The sequence below is a fragment of the Acidithiobacillus sp. genome, from assembly GCF_023255755.1.
In the GTDB taxonomy this organism is placed as follows: domain Bacteria; phylum Pseudomonadota; class Gammaproteobacteria; order Acidithiobacillales; family Acidithiobacillaceae; genus Acidithiobacillus.
In genome coordinates, this window is sequence record NZ_JAGDVS010000189.1 from 1 (window position 1) to 14,669 (window position 14,669).

The 14,669-nt window shown below is 57.3% G+C and carries 14 protein-coding genes; 5 read left to right on the plus strand and 9 right to left on the minus strand.

The annotated features are described in order from the left end of the window. The 6 genes from Q0C48_RS13345 to Q0C48_RS13370 all read right to left on the minus strand — a co-directional run. On the minus strand, positions 1–937 hold a 937-nt coding region (locus Q0C48_RS13345; RefSeq protein WP_291525149.1), incomplete at its 3' end, for an LPD7 domain-containing protein. 83 nt (positions 938–1,020) lie between these two features. Next, on the minus strand, positions 1,021–1,572 hold the full coding sequence (locus Q0C48_RS13350; RefSeq protein ID WP_291525151.1) for a hypothetical protein: 552 nt from the start codon (positions 1,570–1,572) through the stop codon (positions 1,021–1,023). A gap of 88 nt (positions 1,573–1,660) precedes the next feature. Continuing rightward, the gene (locus tag Q0C48_RS13355; RefSeq protein WP_291525153.1) at positions 1,661–5,890 is read right to left on the minus strand and encodes a DUF3560 domain-containing protein; all 4,230 of its coding nucleotides are present in this window, start codon (positions 5,888–5,890) and stop codon (positions 1,661–1,663) included. Between the two features lie 22 nt (positions 5,891–5,912). After that, entirely contained in the window at positions 5,913–6,374 is a 462-nt protein-coding gene (locus Q0C48_RS13360) for a 1-acyl-sn-glycerol-3-phosphate acyltransferase (RefSeq protein WP_291525155.1), read from the minus strand. Next, positions 6,368–7,321 (minus strand): DNA adenine methylase, encoded by a 954-nt coding sequence (locus Q0C48_RS13365; RefSeq protein WP_291525157.1) that lies wholly within the window; start codon positions 7,319–7,321, stop codon positions 6,368–6,370. The genes Q0C48_RS13360 and Q0C48_RS13365 overlap by 7 nt, the downstream gene beginning before the upstream one ends. Continuing rightward, entirely contained in the window at positions 7,318–8,919 is a 1,602-nt protein-coding gene (locus tag Q0C48_RS13370; protein WP_291525159.1) for a toprim domain-containing protein, read from the minus strand. Before Q0C48_RS13370 ends, Q0C48_RS13365 begins: the two co-directional genes overlap by 4 nt. Before the next feature lie 417 nt (positions 8,920–9,336). Between Q0C48_RS13370 and Q0C48_RS13375 the strand changes: the two genes are divergently transcribed. Beyond that, complete coding sequence (locus tag Q0C48_RS13375; RefSeq protein WP_291525161.1) at positions 9,337–9,747, plus strand: OsmC family protein; 411 nt, start codon at positions 9,337–9,339, stop codon at positions 9,745–9,747. 30 nt (positions 9,748–9,777) lie between these two features. Here the strand turns inward: Q0C48_RS13375 and Q0C48_RS13380 are convergent, their stop codons facing one another. Genes Q0C48_RS13380 through Q0C48_RS13390 form a run of 3 tightly spaced genes read right to left on the minus strand, consistent with a single transcriptional unit; the run spans position 9,778 to position 11,172 of the window. Further along, positions 9,778–10,161, minus strand: a complete 384-nt coding sequence (locus Q0C48_RS13380; RefSeq protein WP_291525163.1) for a carboxymuconolactone decarboxylase family protein — start codon at positions 10,159–10,161, stop codon at positions 9,778–9,780. 37 nt (positions 10,162–10,198) lie between these two features. Continuing rightward, on the minus strand, positions 10,199–10,996 hold the full coding sequence (locus tag Q0C48_RS13385) for a hypothetical protein (RefSeq protein WP_291525165.1): 798 nt from the start codon (positions 10,994–10,996) through the stop codon (positions 10,199–10,201). Between the two features lie 47 nt (positions 10,997–11,043). Beyond that, a complete protein-coding gene (locus Q0C48_RS13390; RefSeq protein ID WP_291525166.1) occupies positions 11,044–11,172 on the minus strand; it encodes a hypothetical protein in 129 nt (42 codons plus the stop codon). Between the two features lie 75 nt (positions 11,173–11,247). Between Q0C48_RS13390 and Q0C48_RS13395 the strand changes: the two genes are divergently transcribed. The 4 genes from Q0C48_RS13395 (at position 11,248) to Q0C48_RS13410 (ending at position 14,493) form a co-directional block, all read left to right on the plus strand. Further along, complete coding sequence (locus Q0C48_RS13395) at positions 11,248–11,550, plus strand: hypothetical protein (RefSeq protein ID WP_291525168.1); 303 nt, start codon at positions 11,248–11,250, stop codon at positions 11,548–11,550. A gap of 276 nt (positions 11,551–11,826) precedes the next feature. Then, complete coding sequence (gene istA, locus Q0C48_RS13400; RefSeq protein ID WP_291525169.1) at positions 11,827–13,329, plus strand: IS21 family transposase; 1,503 nt, start codon at positions 11,827–11,829, stop codon at positions 13,327–13,329. Positions 13,330–13,343: 14 nt separating this feature from the next. Next, entirely contained in the window at positions 13,344–14,096 is a 753-nt protein-coding gene (istB, locus tag Q0C48_RS13405; RefSeq protein WP_291525171.1) for an IS21-like element helper ATPase IstB, read from the plus strand. Positions 14,097–14,208: 112 nt separating this feature from the next. Further along, positions 14,209–14,493 carry a hypothetical protein gene (locus tag Q0C48_RS13410; RefSeq protein ID WP_291525173.1) on the plus strand — a complete coding sequence of 95 codons (285 nt, stop codon included), beginning with the start codon at positions 14,209–14,211 and terminating at the stop codon, positions 14,491–14,493. Positions 14,494–14,669 lie beyond the last annotated feature (176 nt).

The window sequence follows — 14,669 nt, forward strand, 5'->3', positions numbered from 1 at the left end:
CGGGATCGGTGGCTATTGATGGGGTGACATGCTCTGCATCAGGCGCATTGCCCACGTCAGGTACCGCCTTATCCTGTGCAGGCGCCGCCCGCTCCGGTACCGCTTCCTTCCCGGAAAACCCGTTACTGGGGGTAATGTCCGGTTCATCGTCGGCAATTCCCATCGCCGCTTTGTCACGGGACTGCTGCCAGACCTCCATGAGGTCCTTGTTCTTGATGGGAATACCCAACCGCCCGGCGATCCGTGCTGCATCCTGCTGGAACTGCTCATCGCCCGTAATCGTCAGCGGAGTGCCCTTTTTGAAGCGCTCCTGGGCCAACAATAAAGCGGTCTCAATGCTCTTGCTGCTGGTCTCCTTCATTTCAATGCGGGAGCCCTTGTCTTCAAAGAGTTCCGTGCCATCCGACTTGCGATGGTAATGCACGGAGTCGGCGTCCTGGTCATATTTCGACTGGATATCATCGAACATGGAGAGCCTCCGATGACCGGGATCCACGGGTTCCCCTTCAAAACCGTTCACCTTGCTGATTTCTTCGCCCCGGTGTTTGCGGGCATCCATCTCCACCAGCATGGTCGCAGCCAGTGCTTCGCCGGCATGGGATTTCTCCGTGAGAAAGCCCTCCCATGTGGGCACACCATGCGCTGCCAGGTCGGCGGCATGCTCTTCGGTCTGTTGCTGGATCAGCGGCTCCATATGACGCGACTGTTCCATCGCCATCAGGGATGGCCACGCGCCGGCGGGGGCGCCATCCTTCTCAAAGGCGGCCTCAATGTCGGCACGTTTGCCCACAAAATCCTTCAGCGCATCGGCGCGCTCCTGGCGGTGACGGTGGGCGATCTGTTCCATGCCCATCTGTGATCGGGTAATGGCGGCATCCCGTGCCGTTTTGAATTCGGCCAGCAGGGACTCGCGGGTGGCTTTCTGATCGGTGCTCATGAAGTGACTCCTCTATGCAGTACAATGCCCACTTGGTAATGGCCATCGGGAACCTGTTTGCGGCTCCCGATGGCGGCATCACATCAGCGCTCCATGCCTTTGGTCTGAGTCGCTTTTTTTGGGGACCTGGCCGGTTTGGATTTCTCCGGTTCCGCCGCGGCCCGCTCCGGCACAGGCTCACGGGGTTTCAGGGCATCCCGGGAGACGTTCAGCGTCTCACTGACGAGCTGGGACGTTTTGGCATTGGGCATCGCTGCCAGATCTTCATTTTCATGAACAATGCCACCACGGCCCTTGAGGTAGGTGTACTTTTCGTCCCCAGGACTTTTTTCGGCAACCGACATCGCCACAAAGGGCTCTTTCCCTTCCGGAGCCACTTTTTGCAGATTGACCTTGGTCGTTTTTTCACCCTCCTTGATGTAACCCACCAGAGCGGCCTTGTCGCCCTCACCATAGGCCTTAAACTCGACATCGGCTTTGTTCCGCTCACCCGTGGCCGGGTCATTACGCTCTACGGTCCCCTTGAGCTGACCACTCTTGTCCGCCCAGGCACGCATATTGATGTAGCTGCCATCTTCCACCTTGAGTGCGGCTTGAAGATGGGGATACTTCTTCGTTTCGGCATGTTGTTCCATGATGACTTCTCCTGTTTGCGTTGCGACACTTGCAATCGGTAATGGCCATCGGGGACCTGTTTGTGGTCCCCGATACTGACTGAAACGGCTAGCGTTCCAGTCCCAGGTCCTTTTGCCGCACCGCAGACCGTGCTTTCGCAGTTTTCCCGGAGGAATCCTCCTCACGTTTCTGTTGCATCCGCTTATCCAGTGCTTCATCCAGCGCTGGCGAGTTTCCCTTCTTGATCTGCGCACGTTCTGGCAGAAAATCCCTGCTGTGCTCCATGATGCTGCCTTTGGATATATCACCCGCGACGGCCAGGCCGAGTTCGTATTTACCGTTACCGGACAACCCACCGCGCTCAACGCGCTGGTAAATGACTTCGTTGCGTTGCGTGGGCTCTGCCGGCAACGCCGCTTTGTCCCGCACGATGCAGTCGATGCCCCGCCCGCTGGGAGCGATGTAGGACACATAATCGCCGGGATTCAGGGGATAGGCTTTGTTATCTTTCAGCGCATGCAGTCCTCCATCGAAAGCCTCTGTAAAGCGGGCTTCCTTCTCCGCGTTACGGGACACCTGTTCTGCGCGAATACCGGCAAGACGCTTTTGTTCGCTCACCTCATTTCTGGCGTTTGCCTCCGCCAGCTGCGAAGCACGCTCTGCGTTGAGTTTGTCGATCTCTGGCTTGTCCTTGACCATCTGGGCCGTCGTCATTTCCACAAAGGCGCTTTTGGACAGAGACTTGTAAGCGGTACGGCGCACGTCACCAAATGCTTTGTTCGTCATGCCCTGATTTCCGATGGATAGCGTGTTTATTGCCTCCATGGACGCCGCTGCCGCGTGCTTTATGATCTGGTCCTGCTGTACGGTTATAGGGCGCATGACCCAAGTGGAAACCGCTCCATTCTTATCCCGATCTATGGGGATCACGGTGACCTGAGATCCATGGACCGCGCTGGCAAATCCATCTTCTATGCAACCGGGACCATCACGATAAACCAGGTGATCCCCACGCCGTATTTCCGCCGGAGCCACTTTTTCTTCTGGCGGAAGAAAAGCACGATCCGCAACTTCCTTCTGGGGAAGGATGCCGAGACGCCGCCCATGATCACGCTGCATTTCCAGTGCCTGTTCCGTAATATACGCGGCCATGTCGTTAGCGGGCCTGTCCATCAGGTCGTCGATGATCAGGGGCTTCCCGCCTGGATCCAGTTCGGGCATGGTGATGTGCCAATGCAGTTGCGTCATATTGCCACCGGCGCCTACACGGGTTGCATGGGTGGTGAGCACCGCATCATCAGAAACCAGTTCACCCAGGCCGCCCGGCCCCCAGTCACCGCTATGGCGCAGGCTATTGCGGATATCTACCCCACGCTCCCCCAGCGCACTATCGAGCATATCCTGCAATTCCAGGGACTTTCCCGGATCAGCCAGGACAGCAGGATACCCACCCAGTCGTTCCATCGCGGAGACTAACTCACGGTCTTTCCAGGCCCGCCATTCTGCCGGAGTCGTTGAAATCGGCGCAATGTCCGGGGAAGCAACTACGTCAACTCCGTGCATCTCGTCCAGACGCTTGACCACGGCGCGGGCGGCATACACCGCGTTTCCCGTCCATTGCCGCTGCCATGCAGACTCCGACGGTGCCCACCGGAAGCCGTTCTTCTTCATGATCTCGCGGGTCTCTTCGTTGGGCCGGTCGTCGAACCTGAACTGGATGCGGTTGATGTCCTTATTCTCACGAACCGCCCCCCAGGAGTACCGCGTCTCACGATCCTCCAGGGACTGGGCCTTCTCCAGCACCTTGATGCGATCTTCCAGACGCTTGATGTTGGCGTTGTTGTTGCTGAGGGAGTACGAGGCAAAGCCTATATTGCCCATCACATCCGGGGTCAGCAGTTTTTCTGCCTGATCATCCCGGAAACCCAGTTGCACCAGAGCCTCGCGCTGTGCCTCTGGGCCATCCTTGTGATGCGTGCGGATCGCAGCATTGGTCGCCTTCATCCGCTCCTGGGCGGCCTTTGAGACCTCCGCCCGCTCCTTCAGCTTGCGCAGGGCATCGGGGTCGTCAGCGCTGATGGCGTAATCATTGACGTTCTTCGCCCGGCGCTCGTAATAATCGGCCTTGCCTAGCAGCTCAAAGCCTTTGCCGAAGTTCTGGTGAATGCGCTCTCGAAACCGACGATCGCTCTTTTCGCTGTGGTGCCCAATCTGGATTGGCTGACCAAAAGGAATGACATCCGCCATGCGCTTGGCCTGATCGATTCTGGCTGTCGCCCGCTGTCGCATTTTTTCCGCGAGCGCCTGATAGCGTTCCCGGCGAGCCTCGACCTTCTGTTCGTAGGCATTCCTCTGGGGGATCTCGGGAGTCTTTGGTGCTTTGCCATAAACCAAGCTGTGTTCGGCATCAAGTGCATTCCCTTTACCTGACTGATCCAGCCCATTCAATGTATGGGAAACGCGTGCTTCCAGCGCGGCATGAAGGCCCCGGCGCTGATCAATGTCCTTTTCATAATTCCGACTGGCGGGATCAATATGATCAATACCGGGTACCGCATTGGGAATGTGCCGGGTGAACTCATCCTTGTTGATCCGGCCATTCACGCTGTATGTCGCAATGATGTGGCTGTGCGGTTCCAGATCGTTTTTGTTTTCGTTGGCCTGAACTGGCTGCCAGCGCGTGGTGACTCCTTCCTTTCCATCTTCGCCCACGGAGAAATCGGCTTCCTTCAGGATGATGCCGTCGTAGGTCTTACCCGCCGGATCCACATAGGTGATCAGGTCACCCTTATTGAAGTCGGGAATGCGCATACCCGGGATATCCGGCTTTTCTGGGAAAAGCGACGAGTTGTCTGGCGAAAGCACCTGCTCTGGCAGGTTCTCCCGAATAAGCTCCGGGTATTTTTCCTGCTTCAATTCCAGCAGTGTTCTCGGAGGGAAGTGGTAGTCCATCTCTGCACCATGCTCCACCAGTTCCTGGATGCTGATGTAACCCAACTCAGGATAGCCCTCTCCCAGATCGGCCAGACCAAACGCCTGTAATTGCCCCTCACCGTCGTGGTCAATATCCTTTTCCATGATATACCAGTCGGCATTCCCCCTGTAATAGTGCAGCGATACGGGGGCCGTATCGCCCATGCCATCGGTTCCATAAGAAGCCGGCATTTTATCGATCAGTTCCTTCATCTCCCGCAGCTTGTCGCTGAAAAACGTTTTCTCTTCGCCATGCAACCCCGCTTCCGTTGCCATGCGCTGGCTGTTCGACATAAAAGGGCGTAGGCCCTCGGGGACATTCCGCAAGATCGGTTCGTCTCGTGATTGATCTGGGTGGGGCATGGCCACCTCTGCCGTACCAGCAGGCAAAGGGGACATACCGGATTCCATGGCCGGGCTATGGCCTGCAATCGCATGATCTACGACCTGCCCTCTGTCCGCTTCGACTACCAGCCCATTTACACGGGCCAACTCCAATTGCTTTTCCATGTAGGTCGCGGCTTTGATGCCATTATCAATAGCGGCACGCCGCTCTTCCGGGGTTAAATCCCTGGCCCATCCCGCGAGGTAGGCGGCATGCTGTTCGTCGGTCTGATCCGTGCTATTTCCCAGAAAGGGCACACCCAGGCGCTGGGACATGAGGTAGGCCCCAATTTCTGCGGTCATTTCTTCGGCAGCACGGCCTTTGACGGTCTTATACTGTTTGTCTCGGTTGAGCCGCGATGGGTGCCCCGTGGCATGGGTGAGTTCATGCGCCTTAGTGGCGTCATATCCGTGCTGATCGGTGAAGGTCTCTCGCGGCGGTAGTTGTATTCGGTCATCGCTAGAACGATAAAAGGCCATGCCTCCCGAATGCAGGATACCCACGCCCATTTGCTGCGCAATGGCGTCCAGTTCCAGTGTCTTTGGCAGCCGCTCGGATTCTGGCACGATCGCCATGGGCGGTATGCCATCGATCTGTGCCGCATTAAACAGGGCCACCCCCCGATACCCCACAAGCTTCTGCTGTTCGCTGCCCGTTTTCTCATCGTCCAACGTTTTGGTGATGGGTGCATAGATATGTGCCGCCGCATGTTCTCCTTTGCGAACACTCCAGCCCGCATCCCTGGCCTGTTTGTAGGTCATATATCGCGGATCATCGTGACCATGATCCATGGCAGCGATGGAGAGGATCATGGTATTGCCCGGGCTGTACATTTTTCCGGTGACCGGATTGTGGGGCATGGACATGGCCCCATATTGCGGTTCCCATGGTTTCTGCCAGGGCAGTTTCTGGCCAGAGGCCAGTGCGTCATTTACGCGCTTTACCACGCCATCCAGTATGTCGTTTTTGCTGGTTGCCATCAGATCACCTCCAGATTGAGTCCTATCTGGTAATGGCCATCGGCAACCTGTTTGTGGTGGGTGCATCGACAACGGTAGAAGGCGTAATGGTTACGCGCGGCCAGCGCTGGTCATGACGCAGACTCAGAGACAGGATCGAGGCGTCTTTGCCGGCCTTGCGGAGCAACCAATCCATCCCCGGCTGATCTGGTCGATCCGGCATAGAAAGGCCCGTGCCCTGGGGAAAGATCACCACATGCTGTCCCGCCCCCAGTGCGGAAAACATCTTGCGCAACGCAAAGGGGCGCTGCTGATCCAGCGGCAACAAGGTGTGGCGGCCAACCAGCCACCCGTAGGCCTTGAGCAAGACGCTATATACCGGATGCCTGGCGTAATCCGGATCCACTGCGAACAGACAATGTGTCAGTTGACGTTCTCGCGCCAGCCAAAGGGCCACAGCGGGGCCATCCAGTAATGAGGTGTGGGATCGCACGATAATCAGCATGTCGCGCTGTCCGCGAAAGCCAGCGAAGACTGACGATGCTGCGTATTCCAATCCACGACACGCGGAGAGAGCCACAGGCATTCGGTGCGCTGGCGTTTTGCCTTACCAGCCGTACTCATGGCATCGAAGGTTTTTACCCGGCCAGCGGCGGCAAGGTCCATGGCATATTCCCGCCGTTCCCATCCTACGTCTTCCAGGGGTTGATACAGCGGCGTGCGATAGCCCGAAAGAAGGACCATGCCCCGTGTATTCAAAAGAGCATCCACCAGACAGGCCTGGTCGCCATCGTCGATTTCCGTGTGATATCCGGAGCGGCCATTCTTTGCGGTCCGGGTGGATTCGACATAGGGCGGATCCACATAGAATAAGGTATCCACGGCATCCCATCGCCGAATGACCTTGGCGCCATCGTCCTGCTCAATGCTGACCTGACGCAGACGTTCGGCAATGGCCGGGAGTTTTTCGACGTGCCCACGGAAAGATGCCTGCTGGTCTCGTGCTATCGAATAACCCCAGTTGGTTGCAGCGCGATCACCAAAGGATCCCGTACCGCTGATGCCCTGGCATTGTGCGACAAAAAAACCCCACGCCTGCAGGACGGGATCGGCATCATCCAGGCATTCCAAGGCCCGCGCATATTCCATGCGCGCATAAGGGGTCCATTCCAGACGGTCCAGAAGCGATTGCCGGCTGCCGGGGTTTTGCAATACCCGAAAAAAATTGACCAGCAGTCCGCTTCTGTCGTTGTAGACCTCGACCTTGGCGGGCTCCCTGGCCAAGAGGATGTTTGCAGCACCGCCGAATGGCTCTACATAAGTGGTGTGCGGTGGAAACAGTGGCGTGATGGTTTTCACCATGCGCGCTTTTCCGCCCATCCAGGGGAAGGGTGTGGCGTTGCGATAGTTGGACAGCGGTCGCGCGACTGCTGGAATCTCTGCGCCGGTCATCGTTCGATACCCCGCTTTTTTTCGGGCTCCCGGCATGCCCTGTCTATAGCCCTTTTCCACTTTGTGTCCAGGGTCGGCGCATTGATCTGGATGCGGGCAAGGATGTTTTCCGCCTCCACGTTCTTGGCCTGGCTTGCGGACTGGCCGGAATGATCCTGTGATGGGGCGGTTCCTCGACCCGTGCCCGGGATACGTTCCGGTTCCGTCCGTTGAGGTACTCGCGGGCGAGAATCCAGCACTTTCGGTTTCAGTACCTCATTCCAGTCCTTGGCGCCTTCTGGGAATTCCTTACGGATACTAAAGGTGGACATACCAGGCGTCTGGCTTTGTTCTGCCAGGTGTTCCTCCATTTGGCGCGCATATCCATGCCCCGCCGTGTCATTATCGAAGGCTAAAATCACTTCTTGGGGCTGGTTTTTCTGAATCAGCGCCGCCAACGCTTTTTTTGCCGCTGCAGAAGGGGTGCCGCCCGTAGACACATAAATATCTCCTGGTCGGCAACCATCCATCTGCGCTTTGGAAAGTGCATCGATGGACGACTCGCAGAGCACCATCTTCTGGCAGGTCCCCACATCCTCTGGCGGCCGTTCGTCCCGACTGTTGAAGTCTTTGTGCTTGAAAACCGTGATGCCCCGTTGACCATGAAAGCCACTAAACGATTTTTCAGTGCCGGCACCCTTCTTTTCCCATCCGGAAAGGACGGCCTTGTTATCCTGATCGACGGCGACATTGGCAAAGGCCACGTTGTGGAGTTCGCCGCCGCCCGGCGTGCGGTAAATGTCTGTGCGCATACTGCGGTCGCCATAAGCGGCAATGGTTTTGATATCCAGCCCACGCTGATCCATCAGGTAGCGTAGGGATTTTGGGGTGAGAAGGGGCAAGGATTTCCACTCATCTTTGCGATTTTCAATCTGTAGAGCCGGGGGGACACTTGCTGCGCGCTGCTGAGCTTCTCTTTGCCACTCGGCCCGCTTGTCACCGGCAAAGTCCCGAAGGTATTTGCGGGCATCCCCCAGAGAGCCGTTATTCAGGACGTGGGCCTGTGTAAACTGGATGACGCCGCCTTTGTCGTGATCCTTGTTCTGCTGGTGGAAGTACAGGTTTTTGGCCGTATTGATGACGATGGCGTCGCCAGAGGGGCTGCGGTATTTCTCCCAGGTCCTGGTGGATTCTTTGACGTCCATCACCCACCCATGCGCCTCCGCCAGACGATTCAGCGGTATCTCGGTGTTGAATCGCTGCAATTCGTCACGACCAGCGTCCCGATAACGATGGTCCAGATCGTTCAACAGGGACTGCGCTTCGGCCAGACGCTCAGGTTGGGTATAGGCGGTCAGCGCATTGGCAGCGACCTGAAAATCCGGGTGCCCATGCGCCTGCATGAAATGCAGGGCATTCCCCTTGTTGTCGTGGTGGTTCTGGTCACGGTAGAGCCACTTGCCATCAGGCAGGCATGAGATGCTGAGATGTTCAGCATGATCCGGGCTCTCCGCAAGAAAACGCCCGGGTCCGGTCTGCTGGAGACCGTAGCCATGATCGGATACGATAGCTGGCAATGGGATTCGGGTGAGGGCTTCGGTGTTGATGGATGCAGCCATGGCTCAATCTCCAGATAGGTGGTTCTGTCTGGTAATGGCCATCGGGGATCTGTTTGCGGTCCGGTCGCTGTATCAGCTACGGGCTGGAGGATTCTGCTTCTGAGGATAATCCATCAGGGATTCCGCTCAGAATACCGGGTTATGTCTCGGTGCATACTGCGAATATCAGTGCATCCTGTTGGTGCGGGGTGCTGACGCATGAATCCAATGGGGTCCTCGAAGGATGCCTGGATGGCCGGACTAGACTGCAAGCGGTCGTTCGGTTTGATGATGTTTCTAGCTGCTGCTATTTTGCATCTGTGGATTATTCTATAGCGCAAATCTTGTTGATATTGTGGGTTATATTGATGTACAAGGATGATTCTAACTCGCCACAGATATTCTATTTCTCATAACAGCAATAGTGGAAAGAAAAGTATGTCACAACAAACTTATCAGGTTCGTGTTGAACGCACCGACTCCATGCACGTTACCGCAAGCGTAAGAGGGTTTGATATCCCGCTTGGCGCCAAGCGGGCCGATCCTACAGCGGGTTTTAACCCAGTTGAAACCCTTCTTTCCGCCATGGGGGCTTGCCTGCTGACCGCCATCAGCTTCGTGGCGGAGGCCTCTCATATTTTGCTGGCCGGGGCCAGGATAGAGCTGGAAGCCACGCGGCAAGATCGTCCCCCTGTCCTGACGGATATCCGCTATGTGTTGCACCTGAAAAGTGATGCTTCCCCGGAGCAACTGGATCATCTGTTAGATATAGCCAAACGGAATAGCACGGTATTTCAGACGATATCGCTCGCGGTTCCTGTCGAGGGTCGCTGGAAAGTCGATCTGTAATTCTTTGATGCCATACTCAGGTTGCTGACTTTACGTTATCTTTTCAGATTTGTTCAACGCTTCAAACACCGCCTCGGCGTCGCCGATAACTTTGGTAGCCATGGCGAAACGGGTGATACGGATGGCTTCCACCACCTTGGCAGCAGGAATATCCTGTTGCACGATTTTGTCAGCCATGGCCTGCACACAGGCGTGGCTGGACCCGGCGAGGGCTGCTGCCAGATAAATCAGGGTGCGGGTTTCGTCATCCAGAGCACCCTCTTGAGGCATGGAAAACGCACGGGAGCGCATATGCTCATAGATGAGTGCAGGATCTGCCGTGACGGATTTTTCAATGGCATCAGGCACACGGCCCATGCCCTGCCGCATACCGGCTAGAATCTGTTCAACACTAAGGGATTGCTGATCGGACATAACGTACTACTCCTTTTCAGATAAGTGGCGTAACGATCTAGGCACGGTTCATCAAAAGCAAGGTGTGGTAAAACGGTTCCGAAGGACCGGAAACCACATAGGGTGCTACCTGCATAAAAGCCTGCTGGAAGCGCGGGTCCAGATGAGAGTTCTCATGATCCCATACGGAATCCCAGACGCCATGCATGAGATAGCTGCGCAAGCTCCCATAACGGTTCGTATTTGCCAGTATTTCGGTACTGAATGCCTTGCGATAGTTTAAGTTTTCCTTGGAGCCTGGCTGTCCGAGTCCGTTGGCATCGGACTTCGGCTCAAAGGTGTTCTGTGCAACTTTCAGCAGTGGTCCTACTTTGGCTTCTACCAGGCCATGCACATCATCTGGCACCATGACATGGTTGACCACGGTAACGAGTCTGCGCTCCGGCGTATCTTCTTGTTGGGCCAGAAAGCTGGCAATGGCCGGGCCGCTATCGAAAACCTTCTTCCGGTCTCCCGCTAGGAGGCTGGCATACACCCCGGCCAGGGGCAGGAGTTCGGCGGGTTCGGCACTGCCCGGTGGCGTGAAATCCAAATGGGGCACCAGACGGTCCTGCAACCATTCGGCCAGTTTGGCATTCTGCAGGGCGGTGGGATGGGCGAAACGCACCATCAGGATATTGTAAAAGGGCAGACGTCCCTGTGCCGTGGCCTGAGCGTTGGCGTTGGCAAGGATGCCTTTATATTCCGGGGGGTAGTTCTTGACCATGGTGGAAGTGCCACGCATCTGTTTGAGGGTTACACCCAAGAATTCCGGGGAACCCTTCAGGCGGATTGCCAGTTCCTGCGCGACAGTCATAACTTTTTTCTGCTGGGGCGGCGTAACCCGAAATTCTGCCACATAGCTCACCGGGAACCGGGGTATGCTGCCGCCTTTTGGGTCTGCCCTGCGGTCCCCGCCATGCTGATGAGTGGCGCGCTCAGGGCAGCGGTAGCCGCCGCTGCTCCGGCAACAAGAAATTGACGACGTTTCATGCGAGTCTCCTATTGCAATGGTTCAATCAAAGTACGTATATTATACACTTCTTATTTTACGTCAAGGAGTACGGCTTGGTGAATCCGGTAATCAACCCAATAACCCTAGCGCTGATCACCCTCAGCGCTCAAGTGGCAGCACAGCATCCCGGCCATGGGAAATGTCAGTTGGATCGCCTTAAAACCCTGGGGGTAGCTCAGGAAGATGTGGAAACCGTCCTGGAGATTGCGCGGCATATCCGCGAAGAGGTGACCACTCGATTTGATGAAGCATTGGATGCGGTTCTGCTGGCGACGCTCACATCGGCCACACCGCAACGCGCTGAGGCCGTTTCAGTAACTGCGGAATGTTGCGGTACGAGCAACCGCTGCTGCTGAGAGGTTTTCTATGGTGTTATGCCTATACGTTTGACCTGAAAAGGGGTTTGACCATGTCCTGTTGTGATCGCACTGCGTATTCCGGCGGCATCCGGCCACTGATTCCACGATGATCCGGCCACCGATTCCATGAACATCTGGCCCCCCGTTCCACGGGCATCCGGCCACTGATTCCACGGCCATGCGGCCACCCCTGGGGGCAGGGGCGACGTTGGGTAGTTTTGTTCATCATGACCTCTTTTGCGGAGCAAGGAGGTTTTTGTGGAGCGACTATCCATGCGCAAGATTCGAGAAGTATTACGATTGAAGTACGAGGCGGGACTATCCGCCAGGGCGATCGCCCGCAGCGTCAATGCCGGCAGGACAACGGTGCAGGAATACCTTCAGCGTTTTGCGGCGAGCGGTCTTTCCTGGCCCACGGAGCTGGATGATGCGGCTTTGGAAAGCCGATTGTTCCCTCCGCCACCACTGGCTGGCATGGCGCGACCAGAACCGGACTGGACGGTTGTCCAACACGAGCTGCGGCGCAAGGGGGTCTCCTTGTCGCTCCTCTGGCAGGAATACAAGGAGCGGGAACCCGACGGGTTCCAGTATTCGTGGTTCTGTGACTGTTACCGCGCCTGGCTGGGTCGCCAGGATCTCGTCATGCGGCAACACCACCGGCCGGGAGAGCAGTGCTTCATCGACTATGCGGGGATGACCGTACCGGTCACGGATCCCGGCACGGGGGAACTCCGCCCGGCCCAGATCTTCGTCGCGGTCCTGGGTGCATCGGCCTACACCTATGTCGAAGCCACCTGGAGCCAAAGCCTGCCGGACTGGATCGGCAGCCACGTCCGGGCGTTCACCTTCTTCGGCGGGGTGCCCGAGATCCTGGTGCCGGACAACCTCAAATCGGGCATCGCCAAGACCTGCCGCTACGAACCCGATGCCAACCCCACCTATGCGGAGATGGCCCGCTATTACGACGTGGCGGTCATCCCGGCTCGCGTCAGAAAACCCCGGGACAAAGCCTTGGCGGAGGTCAGCGTGCAAATCGCCGAGCGCTGGATTCTGGCCCGGCTACGCCATCGCCAGTTCTTCACCCTGGCGGAACTCAACGCGGCCATCCGCTCCTTGGTACTGCAGCTCAACACCAAGCCCTTCCGCAAGCGGCCGGGCTCCCGCGCGGAGGTCTTCGCCACCCTGGAGGCCCCGGCGCTCAAAGCGCTCCCGGATGCACCCTATGAATACGCACAGTGGAAACGGGCCAAGATCCACCCCGATTATCATGTCGAAATCGACCGCCATTACTACTCGGTCCCTTACCCGTTGGTGGGAAAAACCGTGGATGTCCGTTACAGCAACGCTACCGTGGAGATCTTCCACCGCGGCAAACGGGTGGCCTCCCACCTGCGCGGCAAGGCACCTCATGACTTCACCACGGTGGAAAGTCACATGCCGCCTTCCCACCAAGCCGCCCGCTGGTCACCGGAAAAGCTCCTGGAGCAGGCGGCGCGGATTGGACCGCACACCCGCACCCTGATGGAAGCCCTGATGCTGCGGCGCCGTTACCCCCAGCAGGCCTTCCGCAGCGGCATGGGCATCCTGCGTCTGGCCAAGACCCATGATCGGACCCTCATGGAGGCCGCCTGCGCCCGCGCCCTGCATATCCAGGCCATCAGCTACCGCTCGGTGGCCTCCATCCTGGACAAAGGGCTGGATCGTCAGGCGTCAGAGCAGCCGGATCGCCCCATCATTCACCATGGAAACATCCGTGGTCCTGAATATTTCCATTGAAAAGGAACCTTACCATGTATACCCACCCTACCTATGATCGGCTCCGTACACTCCACCTGAGCGGCATGCTCCATGCCCTGGAACACCAGGAACAGCATCCGGAAATCGCCGCCATGCCCTTTCTGGAACGTCTCGGGATCCTCCTCGACGCCGAATGGAGTCTGCGCGATCAAAAACGCCTGCAATCGCGTTTGCGTGCGGCCCGACTGAAACAGCCCGCCACCCTGGAAGATTTGGACTGGCAGGGATCCCGGCGCTTCGACCGCAGCCTCCTGCAGAGCCTGACCAGCGATGAGTGGATCCGCCAACATCGCAATGTGCTCGTTCTGGGACCCACCGGTGTCGGCAAGACCTACATCGCCTGTGCCCTGGGCCATCAGGCCTGTCGGGACGGCTATCATGTGCTCTACCAGCGCCTGCCCAGGCTGCTCGCCGACCTTGAAATTGCCCATGCGGACGGCCGCTATCCCAAGCTCCTCCAGCGCCTGGCGAAGATCGATGTGCTCGTGCTGGACGACTGGGGGCTGGAAGCCCTGACTGATCGGAACCGACATGACCTCCTGGAGATCCTGGATGACCGTTATCAAACCGGTTCCACCCTGGTCACCAGTCAATTACCCGTCGAGCACTGGCACGACAGCATTGGCGATCCCACCTTGGCGGACGCCATTCTGGATCGCCTGATCCACAACGCCTACAGGCTAACAATCGACGGAGAATCCATGCGGAAGAAACAGCGGTTGACCCCATCGGCCCAGTCGGCGTAACGTCCTTTTACCCACGTCGCTACGCTCCGCCCGCCCCGGCCGAATGGCCGTGGACAGAGTGGCCGGATCATCGTGGAATCAGTGGCCGGATGCCGATGGATTGAGTGGCCGGATGGCGTGGAATGCGCATCGCACCATCAAAGATGTCAGTACCGTCCAAAAAACGGCGGAAGGGGTCGCCGTGCATGTCGACCAATCGGTAGAAGCAAAAAAAGTCTTCGCCATGGTTGAAAATTGTCAGACCGGTCAATGCGACTGCATGAGCACTCAGACCAAGGCCAAGGTGACAGGAATGGAAGTGCGTCAGGGAGAAAATGGCACGGAAATTCATATTGCGGGTAACTTGACACCCGAAGAAATCGCTGAAGCCATGGCGCGTTCTACCAAAACGCTCTGAATCCTCATCCACGTGGATTGCAGGAGGAGGTTGCGTCATTTTCACTCTCCCACCTTATAATGCCATCTTCTTCGTGAGGGTGGCGGAATGAACGTGCTATCGGTAAGGCGCTATGGCGAGAGGTTCCTGGGTTTCCTGCCCTTGCTCCTGCCACTTTTGCTGCTGCCCCCGATTCT

Bases quoted from the DNA above. Each gene is read 5' to 3' on its own strand.
- Q0C48_RS13350 (WP_291525151.1), bottom strand. From the start codon at position 1,572: ATGGAACAACATGCCGAAACGAAGAAGTATCCCCATCTTCAAGCCGCA.
- Q0C48_RS13355 (WP_291525153.1), bottom strand. From the start codon at position 5,890: ATGGCAACCAGCAAAAACGACATACTGGATGGCGTGGTAAAGCGCGTA.
- Q0C48_RS13360 (WP_291525155.1), bottom strand. From the start codon at position 6,374: ATGCTGATTATCGTGCGATCCCACACCTCATTACTGGATGGCCCCGCT.
- Q0C48_RS13365 (WP_291525157.1), bottom strand. From the start codon at position 7,321: ATGACCGGCGCAGAGATTCCAGCAGTCGCGCGACCGCTGTCCAACTAT.
- Q0C48_RS13370 (WP_291525159.1), bottom strand. From the start codon at position 8,919: ATGGCTGCATCCATCAACACCGAAGCCCTCACCCGAATCCCATTGCCA.
- Q0C48_RS13375 (WP_291525161.1), top strand. From the start codon at position 9,337: ATGTCACAACAAACTTATCAGGTTCGTGTTGAACGCACCGACTCCATG.
- Q0C48_RS13380 (WP_291525163.1), bottom strand. From the start codon at position 10,161: ATGTCCGATCAGCAATCCCTTAGTGTTGAACAGATTCTAGCCGGTATG.
- Q0C48_RS13385 (WP_291525165.1), bottom strand. From the start codon at position 10,996: ATGACTGTCGCGCAGGAACTGGCAATCCGCCTGAAGGGTTCCCCGGAA.
- Q0C48_RS13390 (WP_291525166.1), bottom strand. From the start codon at position 11,172: ATGAAACGTCGTCAATTTCTTGTTGCCGGAGCAGCGGCGGCTACCGCT.
- istA (WP_291525169.1), top strand. From the start codon at position 11,827: ATGCGCAAGATTCGAGAAGTATTACGATTGAAGTACGAGGCGGGACTA.
- istB (WP_291525171.1), top strand. From the start codon at position 13,344: ATGTATACCCACCCTACCTATGATCGGCTCCGTACACTCCACCTGAGC.
- Q0C48_RS13410 (WP_291525173.1), top strand. From the start codon at position 14,209: ATGGCGTGGAATGCGCATCGCACCATCAAAGATGTCAGTACCGTCCAA.